The organism is Glaciimonas sp. PAMC28666 (assembly GCF_016917355.1).
Lineage (GTDB): Bacteria > Pseudomonadota > Gammaproteobacteria > Burkholderiales > Burkholderiaceae_D > Glaciimonas.
The window spans coordinates 3956423-3979022 of sequence record NZ_CP070304.1 but is presented as its reverse complement, the minus strand read 5'-3'; the positions used below and the strand labels follow the sequence as shown (position 1 = coordinate 3979022).

Genomic DNA, 22600 nt, shown 5'->3' with positions numbered 1-22600 from the left:
TTCAATCTCCCTGACTGTGCGCCATTGCCATCTGTGCTGCACGCGCCGGTGCATAGGGTTCCTGGCGCAATGCCTGGTAAAGCTGCTCGCTGACCCGACAATGATCGGCCAGACCAGTACGCTTAAGTAGCGCTATCGGACCCTCCGGATAACCGAGACCCAACCTTAGCGTCATATCCATATCCTCGGCACTCGCCAATTGCTCATCGAGTCGACGCAGCGCCGCGTTGTAATAAGGCCGCACAAGACGGTTGACGATTCTGCCGGGAAAATCCCCACACACTGCGACGACCAGTCCGGCTGCTTCAAACGCCGCCTTTGCTGCCGCCACCGCGACCGGCGATGTTTGCGGAAGACGCACCAGTTCAATCAGGTTACTGGGCTCAGCATCGCCCAGGCGAAAACGCGCGATACCAACCACGTTAGTCGGAGCGGTGGAAGCATTTGTATCGACGTGCACACCGAGACATTCGATATCGAGTTCAATAGCGATAAAAACAGCCTCAGCTACCGTTGGCGCAGCCCTGAAGGCGGCCCCGGCCCGAGCGCCCAAATAGACTGTCGCCACGGCATCGTTATCCGCTTGCGCAATGAATGAATGGTCGACCGGAAACGAGCGGCTGATGCCGGATGAAATAATACAATAAGGTGTCTGCATAGGTGTTTCCATCTCAAGCTCCAAACATTTTAGTATTGGTATAGTTGAGGAAGCCCTTACCGGATTTTTTGCCAAGCCGACCGGCAGCGATCATGCGTTTGACCAACGGCGGACAGGCTGCGCGTGGTTCGTTGGTCAACCCGTACATTGCCTCGCATAGCAGCCGTTGGGTGTCCAGACCCACCAGATCAAGCAACTCCATCGGTCCCATCGGATAGCCTAGCGCGGTCTTGATAGCCAGATCAATATCGGCGGCCTCAGCCACGCCCTGTTCAACTAAACGGATCGCATCGTTGTGATACGGAATCAAAAAATAATTCAAGATGAAGCCGGGCGTGTCCTGAGTCCGTACAGGCTTTTGCCCCATGGCCTTACTAAACTCCCAGGCTGTGGAAAATGTCTCTTCGCTGGTGTTCATGCCGGCTGACATCTCCACCAGCTTCATCAATTGTGCAGGAAGGCAAAAATGCATCCCGACAAAGCGATCATCTCGGCCACAACCGCCTGCGATCTCGGTAATCGAGATGGTCGACGTATTCGAAGCAAAGATGGTATGAGGCGGGCAAACCGCATGCAATCGCTGGAATAACTGATGCTTGACCGCCAGATCCTCAAATACTGCTTCAATGATAATGTCGCAATCCGCCATATCTGCGGCATCAATGGTGCCAGACCAGTTCTGCATGATCTGTTCCAGTTGCGCCGGTTCCAGCTTCTTGCGTTGCACCGATTTTTCCAGGAAGGCGAGCGTCTGCTGACGCGACCGATCCAATGTTTCCTGTTTTGTATCGAGTACCTTGACACGAAAGCCTGCGCGAGCGGCCACAATCGCGATGCCAGTTCCCATGGTGCCGCTGCCGACCACGCCAACGGTTTTAATTACTGTCATGTCTGTCCCTATTTCAAAAGAAAACTGCGGCCAATAAGTTGGCGATGTACCTGATTGGTACCTTCCCAAATTTGGGTGATTTTGGCGTCACGCATGAGCCGCTCAACGCGATAATCCTTGCAATATCCATAGCCGCCCAATAGCTGCACGGCCTCGGTGGCGATGCGCATCGCTGCATCGCTGGCGCGCATCTTTAATATCGATGCCTCGGTACCAAAATCTTTTTCTCCGGAATCGACCATTGCTGCCACGCGCCACAACCAGGATTCACACATCACCAACTCTGCAGCGAGGTCAGCAAGTAAAAATTGAATCCCCTGAAACTCGATAATTTTTTTGCCGGACTGCTTGCGCTCATTAATGTAAGCCACCGCATCCTCGAAAGCCGCGCGCGCGATGCCCAACGCATGCGCCGCAACACTAGGGCGCGACCTGTTTAGGGAACCAAATAGTATTTTCAGTCCGTCGCCAGGATTTTGAAGGAGATTGGCGCGCGGCACACGGCAGTTATCAAAAGCCAGCGAGGCGGTACTGGAGCCACGTGTGCCCATCTTATTCTCTGTACCGATCACGCTTAATCCTGGCGTGCCCTTTTCAAGGATCAACACCGAGATCGCTGCCTTTGGATCGTTAATTTCACTCCATTTTCCGAACAGCAGATACTGGTCAGCAACGTCACCATTGGTAATGAAAATTTTGCTACCGTTGATGACGATGTCGTCGCCATCGGGACGGAACGAGGTTTTCATACCGGTCGCGTCTGAGCCCGCCGATGGTTCGGTGATGGCAAGAGCGGCCAGCGCTCCTTCTGCAATCTTTGGCAGGAATCGCGATTTCTGTTCGTGATTGCCGAACTCGATCAATGGCTTGATCGCATGAAAATTAGTGGCCCAGATGATGCCGGTGGAAGCACACGCCTTGGAAATTTCTCGTACGCAGGCCAGATAGCAGGTGAACGACAGCGGTGCGCCGCCGTATTCTTCCGGAATGAACATCGCGTTAAGACCGAGTTGATTGATCGCGTGGACGTTATCCCAGGGAAACTCTCCACTTTCATCGACTTCTGCTGCTCTTGAGGCAATTTCCTTACGTGCGAGTGCCTGCACGCTATCGAGGATCATTTTTTCATCTTCGCTCAGGGGTAAGCGACCATCTAATCTTTCCAGCACATTCATAGCGCGTCCTTCTCTTAATGTGCGACGCCTTGCGCGCCGTCAATATAAATTGTCTCACCGGACATGAATCCGCCAGGCATGTTAAACAAGAGGGCGACCAGTGCACCTACGTCATCGGCTGTGCCTGGCACCCCATTTGGAATGCGTTTTTCAAGAAATGCGCGCAGCGGGCCTTCCGACATGGAGGCACGGTTTAGATCGGTAACGATATAGCCGGGAGCAACGTTCATTACGCGCACGCCAACCGAAGCCCATTCGACAGCCAGGCAGCGCGTAATTGCACCGACTGCCGCCTTGGAGGCGCAATAAGCGAGGTTGCGCTTAACCCCCATTTTGTCAAAAAATGAACCTATATTGACGATCAGCCCGCCCTGGTCGCGCAAATACGGAAACACACTCTGGCAGCCTATCACTACCGAGTTAGCATTGGTTTGCATCACCTTGTCAAATTCCTCCAACGGAAGCGACGCTGACTTGCCTTCCATATGGATGCCGGCATTATTCACCAGACCGGCAATCGGGACACTGCAACGAGACTGAATGTCGGCGATGGCCGCACGTACCTGGCTGGCATTGGTCACATCGCAAGCGGCACTCAACCAACGTTGGCGTACTTGCTCCGAAGCATCGGGCCGTTGCGGAAGATCGCCTGAGCGTGAGAGGCAGCCAACCATGAAGCCGGCCTCGGCCAGACTTTCGGCAATTGCCGCACCGATCCCACGACTGGCACCGGTTACAATAATACAAGACTGTTTCATTGCTTATTCATCCTTGAAATGAGGGGCCCGTTTGTCAATGAAGGCCTGCATGCCTTCACGTGCGTCGGCGGTTTGAAAAGCCAGTGTGGACAAGTCCGATTCGATGCGCAACCCGTCGACCAGCGGCAACGCTGATGCGCGCTGAATAGCTTCCCGCGCGAACAACAGCGCACAGCGGCTAAAGCCGATAAATTGCTGCGCGTAAGTACAACCGATCGTAATCGGGTCAGCTGGTTCAACCACCAGATTGACCAATCCAATACGCTCTGCTTCGACCGCGTCTATGGTCTTGCCAGACAAGATGATTTCAAGCGCTTTGGCTTCGCCGACTAAACGTGGAAGGCGCTGAGTGCCCCCATAACCCGGGATCAGCCCGAGCTTAATTTCCGGCAATCCCATCTTTGCCTTTGGCGTTGCAATCCGAAAAGTACACGCCATTGCCAACTCCAGTCCGCCACCAAACGCATAGCCATGAATGACGGCAATCGATGGAATCGGGAGACGGTCAAGTTTGGCCATCACGCTTTGGCCCAGTTCGGCACCTTGCTTTTGCGCTAGCAGGCCGCGACCCTGCAATTCCTTAATATCGGCGCCAGCGCAAAAAGCTTTTTCACCGCTACCGACAATTACTAATGCACGCGCATCGGACGCCGCGACCTGATCAATCGCCTCGCCAATCTGACGCAGCACATCGAAACTCAATGCGTTCAAGACTTGCGGCCGATCTATCTGCAAAATCGCACAGGATTCCCGATAGGTTAATTGAATAGTCATGCCGTTTTTCCTTCACTGATCGTTTTTTCGTCACTGATTAAAGACTGACCGGCTAAAGGCTGACCGGCGCTTGCACTTACCCGTACCGCTTGCGGCACCAATTTACCGGCACGCGTCAGTTCGACTAGCTCACGCTTGAGTATCTTGCCGCTGGTCGTCATCGGAAAGGCATCCATTTCAATGAAATGTTCAGGCAAGTCATACTTCGAAAGCCCGGAATCAAGGAGGTATTTCAGGACTTCATCAGCACGTAGTGCGACACCATCACGCGGGATAACGGCGAGACAGACCTGCTCGCCCAGACGTTCGTGCGCTACCGGATACACCGCTACCTTCAGAACGCCGGGATGCCGCTGCGCCAGTTCTTCGATTGTGACCGGATAAATATTATGACCCCCGCGTATGATCAAATCCTTCTTCCGACCAACGATACGCAAGCCGCCATTTTTATCGAACTGCCCGAGGTCACCGCTGAGAAACCATCCACTGGCATTAAATGAATTTTCGGTCGCTTCTTGATTATTGAAATAACCGAGCATCAACAAGCCACCGCGCCCGCCGATTTCGCCGATCTGTCCTGGCTCAGCTTCGATATCCGGATTTTCCTGATTCCACAGACGCACCTCATAGCCACGACAGGCGCGACCGCAGGAAGCAACCAGCGTATCAATTTCATCCGCAGGCAATGGATATTGATGCGATCCATTTTCTGTCATTCCGTAGATATTCTGTGGTACCACCCCGAGCGTCAGAAATTGCTCAGCAATTTTGCGCGGAATCAAGGTCCCCGCCATGTAAAAGGTCTTTACTTTTCCCAGATGTTGTAAGCCTTGCTGTTGCAACGCAGCCAGCAAATCGATCGCATGCGTCGGGACGCCCATCACGTAAGTGGCACCGGTCTCAATAATCCAGTCTAATACCGACTTGCCCGTTCCCGCATAATGCAGTGCCAGTTCACAACCCGTCACCAGCATCTGCTCGCACGCAACCGTAGCGATATGGTGACTGACCGGACTGAGCGACAAGATAACTGTGTCCGGCCCCTGATTCCAGTCACTGGCAAGCGCTCGACCATTAGCAAGAAGCGTGTTATCGCTGTGCATTACGCCCTTAGGCATGCCGGTAGTACCTGACGTAAATGCCAGATACACCACCTTGTCGGGATTCAAGTCGGGAGGTGATGAAACCGACGCCGCATCAGGCTTCGGAAAGGGCCGACTTTTCGCAGGCAGCATCCCTTCCACGCTATGAGAGGGGAAGACCGCGAAGACAGTTTTTATCGACGGCATCGTTAATGCCCGCGTAAAAATTGAATTCTCCGATGCATCGGCACCGTAACCTGGCATCGCGAACAGTGCGCGGCATTGCACCCGCTCAAGCAGGACAGCGATCTCCTCCACGGTATGATTCTGATGCAACGACGGCACGCACACATAACCGTTGCGTGAACAGGCAAGAAAAATGACGACTGACTCGACCCGGCTGGGCAGCCAGACCGCGACCCTGTCACCACTGTGCAGGCCGGCCTCAGCCAGGCCTTGCGCTACGCTATCGGCCCAATCTACCAGTGCACGCCAGGTCAGCCGGATCTCGGTATCGCGCAGTGCCCATAAGCCCGGACGCGTGCTTGCATGGTTTTCGGCCAGGCTGTACAGGGTGTCACGCTGCCAGACCCCTGCCATGTAAAACTCGCGCGCCTGCTGCGGATTATGTAACGTTAAAACATTCTGCATGACAGCTTTCTTTGCAAGAAATCATTGGCCAAATTTGGACGCGTCAGGGCTGCGCCGCTCTGCGAATGCAGATGCCAGTTCGGCATGTTCTTCGCTGTTTAGATAGCCTGGAAGCAACAAGTCATGCGCCATGCGCGCAAGGCCGCTCACCCCACCATGGCGGGCATTGAACGCAGCCTTAATGGAAGCCAGTGCAAATGCGCCGCGATCGGCGATTTCCAACGCCATCTTGCGGGTCTCTTCCTTTAGCATCGCATCCGGAACTACCTTATTGATCAGTCCGATCGACAGCGCTTCCTGCGCTGTCATCTTCGGATTGCGAAACCAAATTTCTTTAGCGCGCTTCTTGCCGACCAGGTCTTCAAGATACCAGGTGCCATAACCAGCATCAAAGCTGCCGACCATCGGCCCCACCTGGCGGAATACGGCGCTTTCCTTAGCGATGGTCATGTCGCATACCATCTGCAACACGTTACCGCCGCCGACCGCGTAGCCGTTGACACAAGCGATCACCGGTTTTTGCAGCCGGTCGATACTTTCATACATATCCAACGTGGGTAACATACCGGCATATAGCTGGGTGTCTTCCATACCTTCCTTCTTACCGCCGGTACAAAAAAACTTATCTCCGGCACCGGTCAGCACGATGACCCGGGTCCGGGTCTCGCGCCGGATGGCGTTGATACAATCACGAATTTCTTCGCACATCAGCGGCGTAAACATGTTGCCGTCATGGGGGCGGTTCAGGGTAATGGTTCCAACCGGACCGTCTTCTTCGTAAGTAATTTCCTGAAATTCCACGTTATTTCCTTTTATTTAAGACTTAAATTGGTCAGATGACACCTGCACTGCGCAACGCATTGATTTTCGCTACGCCGATTCCGCTACGCTCACCTCTGCTCGCGCAGACACTTCTGATTCAGGCTGGTCGGGCGGCAGTGCTGGCATGCGGCGGATCGTCTTAACGTTGTCATGCTTAGGCTAACAGCAAATTGCATGCCCGACTATCCGTCAAATGATCGTCAGGCCACGCGTAGCAAATCCATTTTGGAAAGCTGCGGTCAAATCGCAAACATGTGTTTTTCCGCTTTACTGTCCGCGCCAAATACTCGCCATACAGCTGACTGTCCGCAAGGCGCACAAACCCCGGTGCGGGCAGCGTGAATACGAATCGATCTGGACGATCGTGCTGAACCGGCCGCCGCACCACTCAGCCAGGTAATGAAACCGCTATTTGGCTTTATTAAAGTACGGTTAATAATCGCTGGCGAGGGCTTTGACGTTATCGATCAGGCTATCTGGTACCGGATTCGTATTGCCCTTGACCCAGCCAAAAACTATGCTGGTTATATAGGTAGCAGCATCTGGCGGGACGACTGCATGACCGGTAGGATAACTGAAATTTTTTTCCTGTCACTGGGCGGCCGATGCTTATGCCTATGCCTTCAGGTTAAAGCGATGTCAGGGCGCGAGATGTTCAGCCCAAGCGGTCCGGCGCGGTCAGCGGCAGTGATAAACGCGCACGGCGCACGAGCCATGGCGATGGGCGGTAGCGCTGATCGCCGAATGTGGCATACAGCCCCTGGAGGACTTCCAGTATGTGTTTTGCACCCAACTGATCTCCCCATTCGAATGGCCCGACCGGATAGCCCAGACCGAGGCGGACGGCGACGTCAATATCGGCAGGCGATGCAATCCCCTGCTGGGCCATCTCGCACGCCAGATTAACGATACAGGCGATAACGCGCGGCGCAACATACCCTGGTGAATCTGCAATTACAAAGGTCGGAATCAATTGCGCGGCGAAAATCGCACGGGCCGCGTCGACAGTAGCGGCAGTGGTACCGGGGCTAACCATCAATGTGACCCCGGCTTTTCCACTAAAAAGTGGATCGATTGCGACTGCTTTGGACGGATCTAGTTGCAAGTCCGCAACGGTTGTAGAAAGATCGCGGCCCAATGGTGCCAGCAGAATGACGTCGGCCTCACTCGCATCGTGCACTCGGCTCACAGATGGAAGCAATGCAAGAAGCGAATTCGGTGGGGTGACAGGACTATTCTCCGGCCACCAGACAGCGACTACGGCCGCCGCCGCGGTCTGCTGCGATACCAATTTCGGTGTGGCATTTTTTTCTTGATAACAATAGAAGCCCTGGCCGCTTTTTCGACCCAAGAGACCGGCCAGCAACCGGGTGCGAGCGAGTGCCACCGGGCGGTAGCGGTCATCGCCATAATATTGGCTATGGATAGACTCCATCACAGGAACCGAAACGTCCAGACCGGTGAGATCAAGCAACTCGAACGGCCCCATTCGAAAGCCCGCGCTTATGCGCAGGATGGTATCGATAACCGGATGTTCGGCGACGCGCTCAGCTAACAGCTTCAGCCCTTCCGTGACAAACGCGCGACCCGCATGATTAACCACGAATCCGGGTGAATCAGAGGTAACAATAGCGCGATGGCCCACACGTTGGGAAAGCGCTACCAACGCGTGCACCGCTTCAGGCTTGGTACGCGGCGCTTGTATCACCTCTACCAACTTCATGCGCGTCACGGGATTGAAAAAATGCCAACCGACGACCCTTTCGGGTAAGGCGCAAGCTGCCGCGATCGCCGTCACGCTGAGTGAAGATGTATTGGTAGCAAGGATGCACTCCGGCCTGACCACCGCTTCCAGCTCCCGCATCAAGCTCTGCTTAGCGTCAAGATTCTCTAGGATCGCTTCCACTATCAAGTTGCAATCACCCAGTTCCTTCACATCATGGGCGGGGAAAATACGACTCAGTGCGGCAGCCGCATCGGATTCGGAAATTTTCCCTTTCGCTACTGCCTGTCCCAGGTCTGCGCGCACAAATGCGATTGCACGCGATACGGCTTCCTCCGCCCTGTCAAATAACCTGACCTGACAACCAGCCAATGCGCATACCTGTGCGATGCCACGCCCCATGGCACCGGCACCGATGATTCCAATATATTGGATCCCCTTTCCGGCTTCTTTTTCCTCTTGATTTGGTGCTCGATTAACCACTGCATTGACCACATTAGGCTCCGGTTTCAAATCTCGTCTCGATTGTAGTGAGGCTTCGGCCGCTCAGCCACTCCGGCCTGTATCGGCACCGAACCTTCCATTGACGACCTATATGCAAACCACGTGCCAGGAAACGGTCAACCACGCTTCCTGTCATTGTTCCTCCATTGCTTCATCGGTTCAAACGAGCGCTTCGCAGTGTGGCTGGCAGGGCTCGGCGAAGCCTTGATGGGATGTCAATCGCGAGGTAGCAGCTACGTGAGTGAAGGAAATATGAGCGAGGGAGGCACGACAAAGAATGGAAGCCGAAGGCCAGGACAGCGGTTTTAAGCAAGCTAATGCAAAGCATGAAACGTGGTTTTGGCAAACGCGAAAATGGTGACAGCTGCAAGAGCTTACTTGAATTTAACCCGCGGGGCCGCTAATGACTCACCCATCTTAACGTGGCCGGTGGTTCCGACACGCACCACAAATCGTTCACCTTTATTCCGGATCAGCAGTCATGCTGAACCGGAACCTTCATTTAGCCAGTCATATTTGGGGGACTGATCCAAAACCCGGCAATTATTTTTCCAAGGCTACAACAATTACTTTTTCACCAGTGAGCAAGATCCTTCACTCATCGGCTGATATGCCTTATCGCCAGGAATAGTTTTTACTATTTTCATCAAATCCCAGTCAGACTTGGATTCCGACGGTTTTTTGGCTTCTGCCAGGTACATGTCATGCACCATTAGGCCATCTTCGCGAATCCGGCCTTTCTTCGCAAAAAAATCATTGATTTCGGTGGCCTTCATCTTTTTCATCACTGCTTCCGCATTATCAGTACCTGCCGCTTGAACTGCGTTCAAATAATGCATGGTCGCGGAATACATACCGGCTTGAACCATAGTCGGCATCTTTTGTTGCAGTGCGTAAAAACGCTTGGACCATGCACGGGTTTCATTATTCATATCCCAATAGAAACCCGTTGTAAACAACAGTCCTTGCGCGAGAGGAAGGCCCATACCTTTGAGGTCTGTGTCAAAAATCAACAGGGTTGCCAGCTTCTGGCCACCCTTAGTCAAGCCAAATTCGACGGCACCGCGTACCGCGTTTTGCGTATCTCGACCAGCATTAGCAAAACCGATAATCTTGGCTTTCGATGCCTGGGCTTGTAGCAAGAACGAAGAAAAATCTGATGCGTTAAGTGGATGCTTAATCGAGCCTAAGACTTTCCCTCCCATTTCATTAACGACCTGACTTGTATCTTTTTCGAGCGATTTTCCGAAAGCGTAATCAGCAGTCAGGAAAAACCAGGTATCGCCGCCTGACTCTACGATAGCGCGGCCCGTACCGGTTGCCAGCGCGTATGTGTCATATACATAGTGGACGCCATAGGGGGAGCATTCCTGATTGGTCAGCACAGTTGACGCCGATCCGGCAAATAACATCACTTTCTTTTTAATTACTCCCAATTTTTGCAATGCAATAGCGGCGGAAGAGTCGGTCGATTCAATGATCATATCAACCTGATCGCGATCAATCCATTCTGATGCGCGTGCAACGGCGATGTCTACTTTGTTCTGGTAGTCCGCTGAAACCATTTCAATCGGCTTGCCGGATACCTTGCCGCCGAAATCATCAATTGCCATTTTTACCGCGGCGACCCCTCCTGGCCCTCCAATGCCGGAGTAGACACCGGTTTTATCAACAATGACACCGATTTTGACGCTGTCACCCGTAAATTGCGCCATGGCATTACCGGCGCTCAAACCAATGATGGACGCACTAAGAACGGCAACGGCGATTTTGGACAAATGCATTGTGTCTCCTATTATAGATTTAGGTAAATCAGGTTGAGTCATCGAAATGGCGGGTACAACAGGAAAAGCAGGTAATAAAGCTTCCTTGTTGCGCACGCGATGCCGTGTACTTTGCTAACAACTAGCAAACATCGCGCCATGCTGAATCACGGCAATTTATGGCAACAACCTTATTTGCTTAGCTATCGAAGAGGACCGCTATCATATGGATCAGCCCCGGTGTCGTCACGACGCACACAAGATGGCCGTGACAAACACAAAGGACAGATTGGAATGGTCATTTCACGCGTTTGAACCAGAGACGATTCGGTATGGGACTTGCTCCTGACGAATCCTGGGTTACCGGAGCGGAGATCTACTTTCTTGATCGCGTTATGCCATGCGGTGTTGATAACATCCCACCGGAAAGGATTACCGCGATACGTAAAAAAGGACTACGGATACTCGCCCAATTTTCTTGTAACACCGTGACGGCGTCGTGATTCAGCGAACCCGCAAAGCGGCAGGACTGACCCAAGCGCAAATTGCTGAGCACATGGGCACCAAAGCGCCAGCGGTCGTCAGAGTGGAAAGTGCACTTGCATCAGGTAAGCGCTCCCCGAGCCTCAGTACGTTGCGAGAATACGCCAGCGCACTCGACAAACGTCTGGAAGGACATCTTGTATAGTACTTATCGCTAAATAGAAAACAAAAATCCGACGTTACAATCGGATTTTGTTTTGTGCGCTGTACTAGCTCAAAATTGACTCCACATAATTTGTAAGACGAGATTTCTCTTGCGTCTGCTGCCCGTACTTTATCGTATTTTCGCAATTTTTACGGATCGTCGCCAGGCCCTTGTCGAGCGTTTCCTGTTTGTTTATGAGCAGGATGATGGGGGTGCCTGTGCACCAAATTCATCGCGATGCCGCTACCCATGGTGTCAGCACCGATCGCAGGCGCAATTCACCCCACGATTGCCTTCGCAAATTCCAGAAAATGCCGTGCCAGTGGCGTCACCGCGTTGGTTCTATATGCGATGCCGAGTCCGGTAGTGCCATCCCGTTGATCGGAAAGCGGACGGAGGGCTACCGAGCGTCCCGCCATGAGTTCCCATAGTTTGGGTACGAGAGCGACGCCAAGTCCGCTCTCGACCAGCGCGATGATGGTTTGCGCCTGCGAGCCTTGCTGAACAATGCGAGGAATGAACCCGGCCTGGTGACAAGCCGCGAGCACGCAAAGATGCGAGGTTGGGGTCATGCGCTGCGAGGGAAGGATGAAGGGCTCATCACGCAATTCTGTCAGCTTGAGTGTCTTGCGCCGGGCGAGTCGGTGATTCTTGGGCAGTGCCGCGATATAGCGATCGCTTAGCACGGGCTCCATGGTGATCGATGCCAGCTTGGGCGTGGGAAAGCGCACGACGCCGATATCGGAGTCCCCGACCTCGATGGCCTTGAGTATGGCTTGTGTATCCGCCTCGTATAAATCCAGTTCCGCTTTGGGGAAAGTCGCGTGAAAGCGTTCAATCGCACGCGGGACAAACGCCAGCATCGACGAAGCAACGAAATGCATGCGCAAGGTGCCGGTGGCATTTGTGTTGGCGAGCGCTATACTTTCGCGCACCTGATCCGCATGAAACACCGCATCGCGCGCGTGTTCAAGCGCGGCTTGACCGGCGGCTGTCAGCACGACCCCTCGCGTGGTGCGATCGAACAGCGCCGCACCCAGCGACGTCTCGAGACGGCGTATGGCCATGGAGAGCGGCGGTTGCGCAATATGCAAGCGCGCAGCAGCCTTATGGAAGTTTAGCGTTTCCGCGACGGCGAGAAACTGGCGAAGCTGGCGAAGTTCCATAGCGATACTCTTATGATATTAGAAACGATAAAACTAATATTAGACCCGAACGATGTCGGCGTATACGATTACCTGAGTGACAAAACAAAGGAGACCGGAATGGCTGACACAGCACGAACGAGCGATGCCGCGCCACTGGCGGGCTTACGTATCCTTGATCTCACGACAATCATGCTCGGGCCGTTCGCCAGTCAGCAACTCGGCGACTACGGTGCCGACGTCATCAAGATCGAAGCGCCGGGCGGTGATTCCACGCGCCGCACCGGACCGGCTCCCGAGGCGGGCATGGCGGCCGCCTTCATAGGCGTCAATCGCGCCAAGCGCAGCATCGTTCTCGATCTTAAGCAATCGGCAGCGCGCGATGCGCTGTTCACTTTGATCGACAACGCCGATGTCCTGCTGCACAGCATGCGGCCACAAAAAATGGCGGCACTCGGCTTCAGTCCCGAAGCGCTGTTGGCACGCAATCCTCAACTCATCGTTGTTGCCGCGCATGGCTTTGGTGAAGACGGTCCCTACGCCGGACGTCCCGCATACGATGACATCATTCAGGGCTTATGCGGTCTCGCTGGCCTCTCGGCCGACCAGGGAGGCGAACCCTCGTATGTACCGAGCGTGATTGCCGACAAAATTTGCGGTATGTTCGCCACCCAGGCAGTGCTGATGGGACTCGTCAGGCGTGCCCGCGAAGGCAGCGGCGTCTATGTGGAAGTGCCAATGCTCGAATCGATGGTGCATTTCACGCTCATCGAACATTTCTACGGCGCGCACTTCGTCCCGCCCCAAAGTGAGGCCGGTTATTCGCGCCTGCTGACGCGCTGGCGTCGTCCGTATCGGACGACTGACGGCTATGTTTGCATCGTTCCTTATACCGATCAGCATTGGCGTCTTTTTTTCGGTGAGGCGGGGATTCCCGAATGCGCCGACGATCCGCGCTTCATCGGGATCGGCAGCCGCACGCTTCATATTGATGCGCTTTACCGCTTGGTCGGTGAACGTATCGCATTGCGTTCGAGCGCCGAGTGGCTGGCCGCTTGCGATCGACTCGATATTCCCGCAGGACCGCTGAATCGGTTGGCGGATCTGGAGCGCGACCCGCATCTGATGGCCGTTGGCATGTTCCCTACGGTGGATGACGCGGCACTTGGTCAACTGAAACTGGTCGCGGCGCCGATGCGCTTCAATGGCAAGCGGCCGTCTGTCACGATGCCGCCCCGGCTGGGTGAACATACCGACGAGGTATTGGCGGAGGCCGGCATTGACGCGGCCGCCCGGCATGCACTGTTAGCCAGCGGTGCCGCCATTCAGTTTCATCCTCGCACAGCGGCTTCCGCGATTTCTGGAGTGACACTATGAATTTTTCCTTAAGCAATGAACAACGCGCTATCCAGGACGGCGTGCGTCAGGTATGCAGCGATTTTCCGGCCGAGTATTGGCTCGATCGTGACCGTAACGGGGGCTTTCCGCTTGACTTTCATGAGGCGATTGCGCGCTCGGGCTATCTTGGCGTGTGCATGCCCGAGGCCTATGGCGGTGCCGGACTGGGGATCACTGAGGCGGCCCTCATGGTGGAAGCGCTATCCGGCTCGGGCGCAGGCATGAGTGGCGTGTCCGCGATCCACATGAATATCTTCGGCCTGAATCCAGTGGTGGTGTTTGGCACGGAAGCGCAAAAACAGAGAATTCTGCCGCCGCTGATTGCAGGTAAGGAGAAGGCTTGTTTCGCGGTGACGGAACCCAACACTGGCCTTGATACCACGCGCCTCAAGACCTTCGCGCGACGCGACGGCGATCGTTATCTGGTGACCGGCCGCAAGGTATGGATATCCACTGCGCAGGTCACTGAGAAGATGTTGTTACTGGCCCGTACGACACCGATCGAGCAGTGCCAGAAAAAGGTCGATGGCCTGAGTCTGTTCTACACCAACCTCGATCGCCGATATGTGGATGTGCGCGAAATCGAAAAGATGGGACGCAAGTGTGTCGACTCGAACGAATTGTTCATCGATGATCTGCCGGTACCCGTAGAAGACCTGATCGGCGTCGAAGGTCAGGGCTTCCGCAACATTCTTCATGGGATGAATCCTGAACGTACCTTGGTCGGTGCCGCTGCGGTCGGCCTGGGCCGTGCCGCGTTGGCACGCGCAGCCAGTTATGCCAACGAGCGGGTCGTATTCGATCGGCCGATCGGTAAAAACCAGGGCATCCAGCATCCGCTTGCCCAGTGTTGGATGGACCTCGAAGCGGCATGGCTGATGGTGCTGCATTCGGCCTGGAAATACGATCAGGGTCTGGCCTGCGGTGCGGAAGCGAACGCAGCGAAGTATCTGGCTGCGGAAGCCTGTTTCCGCGCTTGCGAAGCGGCTGTGCTAACGCATGGCGGTTTCGGTTATGCGAAGGAATATCACGTCGAACGCTACTTCCGGGAAGCGATGTTATTACGGATTGCGCCGGTCAGCATGCAGATGATCTTTTCGTTTATTGCGGAGAAGGTGCTCGGACTGCCGCGATCGTACTGAGACACAAAAGCTTATGGGCTACTGTCACACTCTTGAGGAAAAAATTATGATGGACACGAATAGAAACGAGGGCGCCGATCTTGGTCGGATTGGAATCGGCATGATGTGGGACGATTTTGTACCAGGCACGCGCTGGCACACAGCCGGGCGCACGATCACCGAAACCGACCTCGTCTCCTTCATTAACCTCACCTGGTTCACCGAAGAACTGTTCACCAATCGACACGATGAAAGTGTCAATGTGATTGGCGGGCGGCCGGTGCCCGCCGGTATGGTCTTCACGATGGCCGAAGGATTGGTGTCGCCGTCGCTTGATCGTACCGGCCTCGCCTTCCTGCATACCGACCTCGACGTCAAGCACCCGATCCACATCGGTGACACGATCTATGTCCATTGCAAGGTCATCGAGCGGCCCGCATCAAAGAAGCTGGATCGTGGCCTGGTGCGCACCGAGAACACAGTTGTTTTGGGCGATGGCACTGAGCTTCTCGTGTATCGCCCGCTACGGCTCGTTCGGCGTCGGCCCGGGAGTACCTAAGCTGACACGGCATAAGCCATGCGCAAATAAATGAAGAGTCATGCGGTATCGATCGCATGGGTGCATCAATAAGCTGGAGACAATCACTATGTTAAACACGCACACAGATGCGTCACCATCGACCGAAACCGTCGCTGTCATCGTATCGCCCACCACCAGGGCACTGATCGCCGGCTGCGTCGGCAATGCTCTTGAGTGGTTCGACTGGCTGGTCTACACCGGCTTCGCGATCTTCTTTACGAGGCAGTTCTTTCCCAGCGACAACGAGACGGCGTCTCTATTGTCGACCTTCGCCGTGTTTGCGGTCGGCTTCAGCATGCGACCGATCGGCGGTTGGCTGGCGGGCGTGTTTGCTGATCGTTACGGACGCCGGACAGCGCTGGCTTTGACTATCGGTATGATGGGCGGCTCTTCGCTGTTGATTGCGATATTGCCGACTTTTCAACAGATCGGTATCGCCGCGCCGATTGCGCTGACCATCCTGAGAATGTTGCAAGGCCTGTCGGCCGGGGGCGAATATGGTGCCTCAGCCGCCTACATGGCGGAATCCGCGCCGCCGGCAAAACGCGGTTTTTATGCCAGCTTCATGTACGTGGGTGTCGCCTCGGGACTTTTGCTGGCCTCCGCATTAACCTGGTTAATGACGTCTTTCGTGGAAACTGCAACGCTGGAAGCATGGGCTTGGCGCGTTCCTTTCTTCGTCGGTGGCTGCGCCTCTATTTTTGGCGGCTGGTTGCGCCACGGCATTCCCGAAACCGATGCCTTCATTGCGATGCGCGCACGAGGGATCAAACGGCGTTCGCTGTTGTGGATCTGGCGAAATCATCGGCGGGAGATCTTGCGTCTACTCGGTATCGCCGTGCTTGGCGCACCCAGTTTCTACCTGTTCGTCAGCTACGTACCGGTCTACGCGATCCGCCATGCGGGAGCCGTCCCGAGTGTCGCATTTGGTGCGGCAACTGCCGGCATCGCGGTATTCCTTATCTCGCAGCCTTTCTTTGGAATGCTGTCCGACCGCATTGGTCGTCGGCCACCACTCATCGCGTTCGCGCTGTTGCATGTGTTGTTTCTGTACCCGGTCGTTATGTCGATCGGCGCAAATTTCACGTCGGTTTTTTTGGTGGAATGCTTCGGCCTTTTAAGTTATGGACTGTATTCTGCAATCGCCCCGACGGTCATGGCCGAGGTCTTTAGCGCCGAGGTCCGGGTTACCAGTATCGGCACAATCTATAACCTGGTTGTTGCGCTGATCGGCGGCACCACACCCTATTTGATGACGTATTTCGAGTCACAACACCATCAAGCCTGGTTTCTCGTTTATGTGATTTTTTGGGCGCTCATCAGCCTGATTACTTACATCATGATGCCGGAGACGCGTGGCATTAGCCTCGATCCCGGAAAGTAACTAGCAGAATGATTCGGTGATGTGATTCGGTGATGTCATTCGTGACTTGATATATCTATGAGCGGCACCAGGCGGCGCTAGTCGCCTGGCCTACTCTTTCTGACCTCTGACTACCATGATACTTTCCAGCGAAAACAACTACCATTCGACCTCCGATGCACACGTCAGCGTGACAACGCAGGGTGAGGTTGCCGTAGTGACGATCGATCACCCGCCCGTCAACGCACTTTCACGTTCCGTGCGACGCCAGTTGCTCGATGCCTTGTCGGCAGTCTGCGCCGACCGGCAAGTAAAGGCGGTCGTTCTGGCCTGCGCCGGGCGCACCTTCGTCGCAGGAGCGGAGATCGGCGAATTTGCGGATCGCAGCGGTGTACTCATGACCAGCGAACCGGACCCGAACGAAGTGATTGCCGCCATCGAACGATGCGGCAAACCCGTGGTGGCCGCACTGTTTGGTCATGCTTTGGGTGGCGGACTCGAGTTGGCAATGGGCTGTCATGCGCGCATCGCCCGCGTCGGTGTCCGTATCGGCTTACCCGAGGTCACGCTGGGGGTGATCCCCGGAGCCGGTGGTACGCAGCGCTTGCCACGTCTGGTCGGCGTCGCACTGGGGCTTGAGATGATCGTGACCGGCAAGATGCTTGGGGCGCAAGAAGCACTCGCCGCAGGATTGATCGACGCGCTTGTTCTCGCTGAGGATGATTTGATAGCGCAGGCAGTCGCTTACGCTGAAAAGCTTCTCGCGAGTGAGACATGGACCTTGGCACGGGACCGTCAGATCGACGATAGCGAACCAACGAAGCGTTTATTCGCTATGGTACGCACAGAGAAGCCGCGGAACCGCGCCCAGACCCGCGCGCGCAGCGCGGCCATCGACGCTGTAGAAAAGGCATTGACATTGCCGTTCGATGAGGCGCTGCGGTTTGAGCGTGAGCAGTTTGTCGCCTGTAATGCAAGTCCCGAGGCAGCGGCATTACAGCACGCCTTTTTTGCGCAACGTGCCGCGACAAAAATTGACGGCGTGAGCGGCGCGACGATGCGTCGCCCGCTGGCATCGGTCGGTGTCGTTGGCGGCGGCACGATGGGGCGTGGTATCGCCATGGCCTTTGCGAACGCCGGTTTTCCGGTCATCTTGCTGGAAGTCAGCGCCATCGCGCGCGACGCGGCGCTGACTGGGATTTCAGCCGAATACGAACGCGCGGTGAAGGCTAATCGGATTGATGCCAAGACGGCTCTCTCCTGTATTAAGCGCGTGACGGGAGCGCTAAACGATGCGGCTCTGGCGACTTGCGATCTGGTGCTGGAAGCCGTATACGAGAACCTCGATGTCAAGTTAGCCGTGTGCCGGCGGCTGGGCCAGATCGCAAAGCCGGGAGCCATCATTGCGACCAATACATCGACGCTGGATGTCGATGCGCTCGCGGCGGCCACTGGACGTCCCCAAGACGTGGTCGGCCTGCATTTTTTTAGTCCGGCGAACGTGATGAAGTTACTCGAGATCGTGCGCGGCAAAGCGACCTTACCCGATGTGTTGGCGACGGTCATGGCATTGGCTTCCCGTCTGGGCAAGGTGCCGGTAGTGTCGGGAGTTTGTTACGGCTTCATTGGCAATCGGATGCTCGAAGGTTACCTCCGCGAAACCGAAGCCATGCTACTGGAGGGATTGACGCCGCGCCGCATCGATACCGCCCTTGAGCAATTCGGCATGGCGATGGGACCTTGCCGCATGATGGATCTGGCGGGAGTCGACGTCTGTGCCAAGGTGGTGGACGAGCGCGGCAAGGAAGGCAAACTGCCGCCCGATCAGACCTATCGCATTGTCTGTCGTGAACTGGCCGCACTCGGCCGTTTCGGCCAGAAGTCCGGCAGTGGCTTCTACCGCTACGATGGACGCACGGCGCGCGACGACGCCGTTACTGACATCTTCACCAGACTTGCGACACAAGCGGGTATCAATCGCCGCGACGACATCACCGATGAAGAGATTGTTGAGCGCTGCCTACTGCCGCTGATGAATGAAGGCGCGCACATTCTCGACGAGGGCATCGCTGCGCGCAGAGGGGATCTCGATATTGTCTGGCTTGCCGGCTATGGCTTCCCGCCCGAGCGCGGCGGCCCGATGTATTACGCCGACACACTGGGCCATCAGCAGGTGGCCGAACGGCTGGGCTATTATGGCCGCCGAAGCGGCAACCATTTCGGCTATTGGACGCCGGCGGCATCGCTAGCCAGCTGATTCGGCCGACAACCCTCACCCCGGGCGCATGCTTGTCGGCACAGCCCTTTTTTGGAGTCAGATATGAGAGAAGCACTGATTGTTTCCACGGCGCGCACGCCGATCGGGCGGGCTTTTAAAGGTGCGTTTAATGCGGTCCATTCGCCGACCCTGCTGGGACACGCATTGCGCCACGCGGTTGAGCGCTCGGGAGTCGAGGCTGCGGAGATCGAGGACTTCGTTGCCGGTACCGTACTCGGCGCCGGTACCGCCGGGATGAACGTGGCGCGTAATGCGGCTTTTGCGGCAGGACTGCCGGTCACTGTGGCGGCGCAAACGATCGATCGGCAATGTGCTTCGGGGTTAATGGCGATTGCCATCGCCGCCAAACAAATCATCGTCGATAGAATGGATGTTGTCGCTGCCGGTGGGCAGGACAATATTTCTGCGATCCAGCAACGTTACTTCGACTGGATCAAGGAAACACGCGATCCGGCAGTCGAGGCCTGCGTGCCGCAAGCCTATATGCCGATGTTGCTGACGGCTGAAAACGTCGCTAAACGATACAAGATCAGTCGGGAGGCGCAGGATGCGCTGGCGTATGAATCACAGCAACGGACGGCGGCGGCGCAGTTGGCCGGTCGGTTTGCAGCCGAAATCGTGCCATTAACCACGACGATGACATTGACCGACAAGGCGACCGGCGTCGTGAGTCAGCGCGAGCTTACCGTGGCCCGTGATGAAGGAAACCGGCCAGAGACGACCCGTGAATCTCTCGCTGCGCTGACTGCGGTCGTCGAAGGCGGTTCGGTCACCGCGGGCAATGCGAGTCAATTGTCGGACGGTGCCAGCGCTTGCGTGCTGATGGATGCAGGACTGGCAGCACGTCGCGCGGTGGTGCCCCTCGGCATCTATCGCGGCATCGCAGTGGTGGGCAATGCCCCGGAAGAAATGGGCATCGGTCCGGTCTACGCAGTACCGAAGCTGTTGAAGCTGCATGGACTGACGATCGACGATATCGATCTCTGGGAGATGAACGAGGCATTCGCGTGTCAGGTTGTTTATTGTCGCGACAGGCTGGGTATCGATCCAGCGCGCTTGAATGTGAACGGCGGCGCTATTTCTATCGGACATCCCTACGGTATGACGGGCGCGCGCATGGTTGGACATGCCTTGCTGGAAGGACGGCGGCGCAACGCAAAATTCGTCGTAGTGACCATGTGTGTCGGCGGTGGCATGGGTGCTGCCGGTTTGTTTGAGGTGCTGCCATGAGTGCCGATAACCATGCTGATACCGATGCCGAGCTCACCGTCAGCAAAGACGGCCATGTTGCGACAGTGACCATCCGGCGGCCTCCTTATAACTACGCCAATACCGACATGATCCGCCGCCTCGCGGACCTGTTTGCCGAGCTCGATGCGCAGACTGATTGTCGCGCCATTGTGCTCACTTCCGAGGGCAAAACGTTTTGTGCCGGCGCTGATTTTTCCCTTAACTCGGGAGGTGCCGGTGCGATTGATCCTGCGCTCTTCTATCATCAGGCCATGCGCTTGTTTGACGTTCGCAAGCCAATTGTTGCGGCTGTACAAGGCGCAGCCATCGGGGCCGGGGCCGGACTGGCATTGCTGGCGGACTTCCGGATTGTCTGCCCGGAGACCCGCTTCAGCTTCAACTTCAACCGGCTTGGGTTTCATCCAGGGTTTGGCCTGAGCCATACCTTACCGCGATTGATCGGCATACAGAAAGCATCGCTGTTGTTTTATACCGGACGTCGCATCGACGGGACCGAGGCGGTTCGCATTGGCCTGGCGGAGGAGTTGGTGGCAAAGGATGATGTGCTTTCGCGCGCCCGGCAGCTTGCCGGGGAAATCGCAGCGTCCTCCCCAGGGGCCGTGCAAAGCACCCGTCAGACTTTGCACGGGGATCTGGCGGAGCAGGTGCGGCGCGTGAATGCAAGGGAGCTGGAAGTTCAGCTGAAGCAATTCGGTTCGGCAGATTTTCAAGAAGGGGTCCGGGCCATGGCCGAACGTCGCCTGCCTGTTTTTCAATGATGGCCATCCCACCGGGATTGGCTCAGGAGTGTCGATGAACTTTCAACTTGAAGAAGAGCACCGGATGCTCAAAGATCTGGTCGCCCGATTCGTCAGAGAAGAATTGATTCCACGTGAAGCGGCGCTTTTGAGTCGCGCCGCGACGGGAAAGCCGTGGGAATTGCTGCCCGATGAGCGCGAACAACTAAACGATGTGTCCAAGGAACGCGGACTTTGGGGTTTGGATGCACCGCTTGAGATGGGTGGCTTCGATCTACCCGTGGTGGCGATGGTCGGCGTGAACGAAGAGCTGGGAAAAACGATCACACCTTACGAGCTGCCGCCGGATTCTCCCAATTTGCGCATGTTGCTGACATCGGCTAATGAAGAGCAGCGGATCCGATACCTGGCACCTTACGCCCGCGGCGAAACCGTGTCCGCTATTGCCATATCGGAGCCCGGTGCGGGGGCCGATCCCTCAGCGATGACTACACGCGCGGTGCGCGACGCAGACGGCTGGACGCTGAATGGCCGAAAGATCTGGATCAGCCGAGTGGCCAGCGCCGACTGGACTATCGTCATGGCGGTAACCGACAAGACGAAAGGCGCGCGCGGCGGGATCTCGGCTTTGATTGTCGACAAAGGAACTCCTGGCTTCAAGGTAGACCGTCGCATTCCGATGATCGGCGGCGTGTCGACGTATGAAGTGCTATTCGACGATTGTCGGGTATCGCACAGTCAGCTCCTTGGAAAAGAAGGTCAAGGTTTCGCGCCGATGCAGGCGCGGCTTTCCACCCGTCGCGTGCAGATCGCCGCATGGTGTATCGGTCGGGCGCAGCGCGCGCTCGACATGCTGTGCGAGCACGCGGGTTTGCGTCACACGTTCGGCGCGGTGCTGGCTGAACGCCAAACCATCCAGTGGTGGGTCGCCGACGCGGCGACGCGTATTCATGCTTGCCGCCTGATGACCTACGAAGCTGCGGCGCGCATCGACAACGGCGAGGAAGCACGGTCACAGGTATCGATGATCAAAGTGTTTGCAACGGAAATGGCCTGGGATGTAATCGACAACGTGATGCAGGCATTCGGCGCAATGGGTATGACCTGCGAGATGCCGCTGCAACAGATGGCCAACGAGACGCGGCTCATGCGAATCTACGAAGGACCGAGCGAGATTCATCGCTGGGTAATCGCCCGGGAGTTGCTCGGATTGAAGCGCTGAAGCTAGACTGCCCGGAGG

General features: G+C 55.9%; 18 protein-coding genes and 1 pseudogene. 9 read left to right on the top strand and 10 right to left on the bottom strand.

Annotation, left to right across the window (positions count from 1 at the left end):
• Position 1 precedes the first annotated feature (1 nt).
• From JQN73_RS16880 to JQN73_RS16840, 9 genes are all read right to left on the bottom strand, one after another.
• Positions 2 to 658, bottom strand: coding sequence for a 3-hydroxyacyl-CoA dehydrogenase family protein (locus JQN73_RS16880; RefSeq protein ID WP_205320049.1), 657 nt, complete (start codon positions 656 to 658; stop codon positions 2 to 4).
• Between the two features lie 13 nt (positions 659 to 671).
• Positions 672 to 1547, bottom strand: a complete 876-nt coding sequence (locus tag JQN73_RS16875; RefSeq protein ID WP_205320047.1) for a 3-hydroxyacyl-CoA dehydrogenase family protein — start codon at positions 1545 to 1547, stop codon at positions 672 to 674.
• An 8-nt stretch (positions 1548 to 1555) separates the two neighbouring features.
• Positions 1556 to 2722, bottom strand: a complete 1167-nt coding sequence (locus tag JQN73_RS16870) for an acyl-CoA dehydrogenase family protein (RefSeq protein WP_205320045.1) — start codon at positions 2720 to 2722, stop codon at positions 1556 to 1558.
• Positions 2723 to 2736: 14 nt separating this feature from the next.
• Complete coding sequence (locus tag JQN73_RS16865) at positions 2737 to 3480, bottom strand: SDR family NAD(P)-dependent oxidoreductase (RefSeq protein WP_205320036.1); 744 nt, start codon at positions 3478 to 3480, stop codon at positions 2737 to 2739.
• Positions 3481 to 3483: 3 nt separating this feature from the next.
• Positions 3484 to 4254, bottom strand: a complete 771-nt coding sequence (locus tag JQN73_RS16860; RefSeq protein ID WP_205320034.1) for an enoyl-CoA hydratase/isomerase family protein — start codon at positions 4252 to 4254, stop codon at positions 3484 to 3486.
• A complete protein-coding gene (locus JQN73_RS16855) occupies positions 4251 to 5987 on the bottom strand; it encodes a class I adenylate-forming enzyme family protein (RefSeq protein WP_205320032.1) in 1737 nt (578 codons plus the stop codon). The genes JQN73_RS16860 and JQN73_RS16855 overlap by 4 nt, the downstream gene beginning before the upstream one ends.
• 21 nt (positions 5988 to 6008) lie before the next feature.
• Positions 6009 to 6788: an enoyl-CoA hydratase-related protein gene (locus JQN73_RS16850; protein ID WP_205320030.1), complete on the bottom strand. Its 780-nt coding sequence runs from the start codon at positions 6786 to 6788 to the stop codon at positions 6009 to 6011.
• A 676-nt stretch (positions 6789 to 7464) separates the two neighbouring features.
• Entirely contained in the window at positions 7465 to 8967 is a 1503-nt protein-coding gene (locus JQN73_RS16845; RefSeq protein WP_205323423.1) for a 3-hydroxyacyl-CoA dehydrogenase, read from the bottom strand.
• Between the two features lie 635 nt (positions 8968 to 9602).
• Positions 9603 to 10820 carry an ABC transporter substrate-binding protein gene (locus JQN73_RS16840; protein ID WP_205320028.1) on the bottom strand — a complete coding sequence of 406 codons (1218 nt, stop codon included), beginning with the start codon at positions 10818 to 10820 and terminating at the stop codon, positions 9603 to 9605.
• 487 nt (positions 10821 to 11307) lie between these two features.
• On the opposite strand from JQN73_RS16840, the pseudogene JQN73_RS16835 reads away from it, so the two are divergent.
• Positions 11308 to 11487: pseudogene (locus JQN73_RS16835) on the top strand (helix-turn-helix domain-containing protein); the annotation flags it as partial.
• A gap of 278 nt (positions 11488 to 11765) precedes the next feature.
• Here the strand turns inward: JQN73_RS16835 and JQN73_RS16830 are convergent.
• Positions 11766 to 12653 carry a LysR family transcriptional regulator gene (locus JQN73_RS16830; protein WP_205320026.1) on the bottom strand — a complete coding sequence of 296 codons (888 nt, stop codon included), beginning with the start codon at positions 12651 to 12653 and terminating at the stop codon, positions 11766 to 11768.
• 99 nt (positions 12654 to 12752) lie between these two features.
• On the opposite strand from JQN73_RS16830, the gene JQN73_RS16825 reads away from it, so the two are divergent.
• From JQN73_RS16825 to JQN73_RS16790, 8 genes are all read left to right on the top strand, one after another.
• Complete coding sequence (locus JQN73_RS16825; RefSeq protein ID WP_205320024.1) at positions 12753 to 14009, top strand: CaiB/BaiF CoA-transferase family protein; 1257 nt, start codon at positions 12753 to 12755, stop codon at positions 14007 to 14009.
• Positions 14006 to 15172 (top strand): acyl-CoA dehydrogenase family protein, encoded by a 1167-nt coding sequence (locus JQN73_RS16820; protein ID WP_205320022.1) that lies wholly within the window; start codon positions 14006 to 14008, stop codon positions 15170 to 15172. Before JQN73_RS16825 ends, JQN73_RS16820 begins: the two co-directional genes overlap by 4 nt.
• Positions 15173 to 15218: 46 nt before the next feature.
• Positions 15219 to 15710: an acyl dehydratase gene (locus JQN73_RS16815; protein WP_240162305.1), complete on the top strand. Its 492-nt coding sequence runs from the start codon at positions 15219 to 15221 to the stop codon at positions 15708 to 15710.
• Between the two features lie 88 nt (positions 15711 to 15798).
• Positions 15799 to 17115, top strand: a complete 1317-nt coding sequence (locus JQN73_RS16810; protein ID WP_205320020.1) for an MFS transporter — start codon at positions 15799 to 15801, stop codon at positions 17113 to 17115.
• A gap of 115 nt (positions 17116 to 17230) precedes the next feature.
• Positions 17231 to 19351: a 3-hydroxyacyl-CoA dehydrogenase NAD-binding domain-containing protein gene (locus JQN73_RS16805; protein ID WP_205320018.1), complete on the top strand. Its 2121-nt coding sequence runs from the start codon at positions 17231 to 17233 to the stop codon at positions 19349 to 19351.
• Positions 19352 to 19414: 63 nt separating this feature from the next.
• Complete coding sequence (locus JQN73_RS16800; protein ID WP_205320016.1) at positions 19415 to 20602, top strand: acetyl-CoA C-acyltransferase; 1188 nt, start codon at positions 19415 to 19417, stop codon at positions 20600 to 20602.
• Positions 20599 to 21381: an enoyl-CoA hydratase/isomerase family protein gene (locus tag JQN73_RS16795; RefSeq protein ID WP_205320014.1), complete on the top strand. Its 783-nt coding sequence runs from the start codon at positions 20599 to 20601 to the stop codon at positions 21379 to 21381. Before JQN73_RS16800 ends, JQN73_RS16795 begins: the two co-directional genes overlap by 4 nt.
• Before the next feature lie 34 nt (positions 21382 to 21415).
• Complete coding sequence (locus JQN73_RS16790) at positions 21416 to 22582, top strand: acyl-CoA dehydrogenase family protein (RefSeq protein WP_205320012.1); 1167 nt, start codon at positions 21416 to 21418, stop codon at positions 22580 to 22582.
• Positions 22583 to 22600 lie beyond the last annotated feature (18 nt).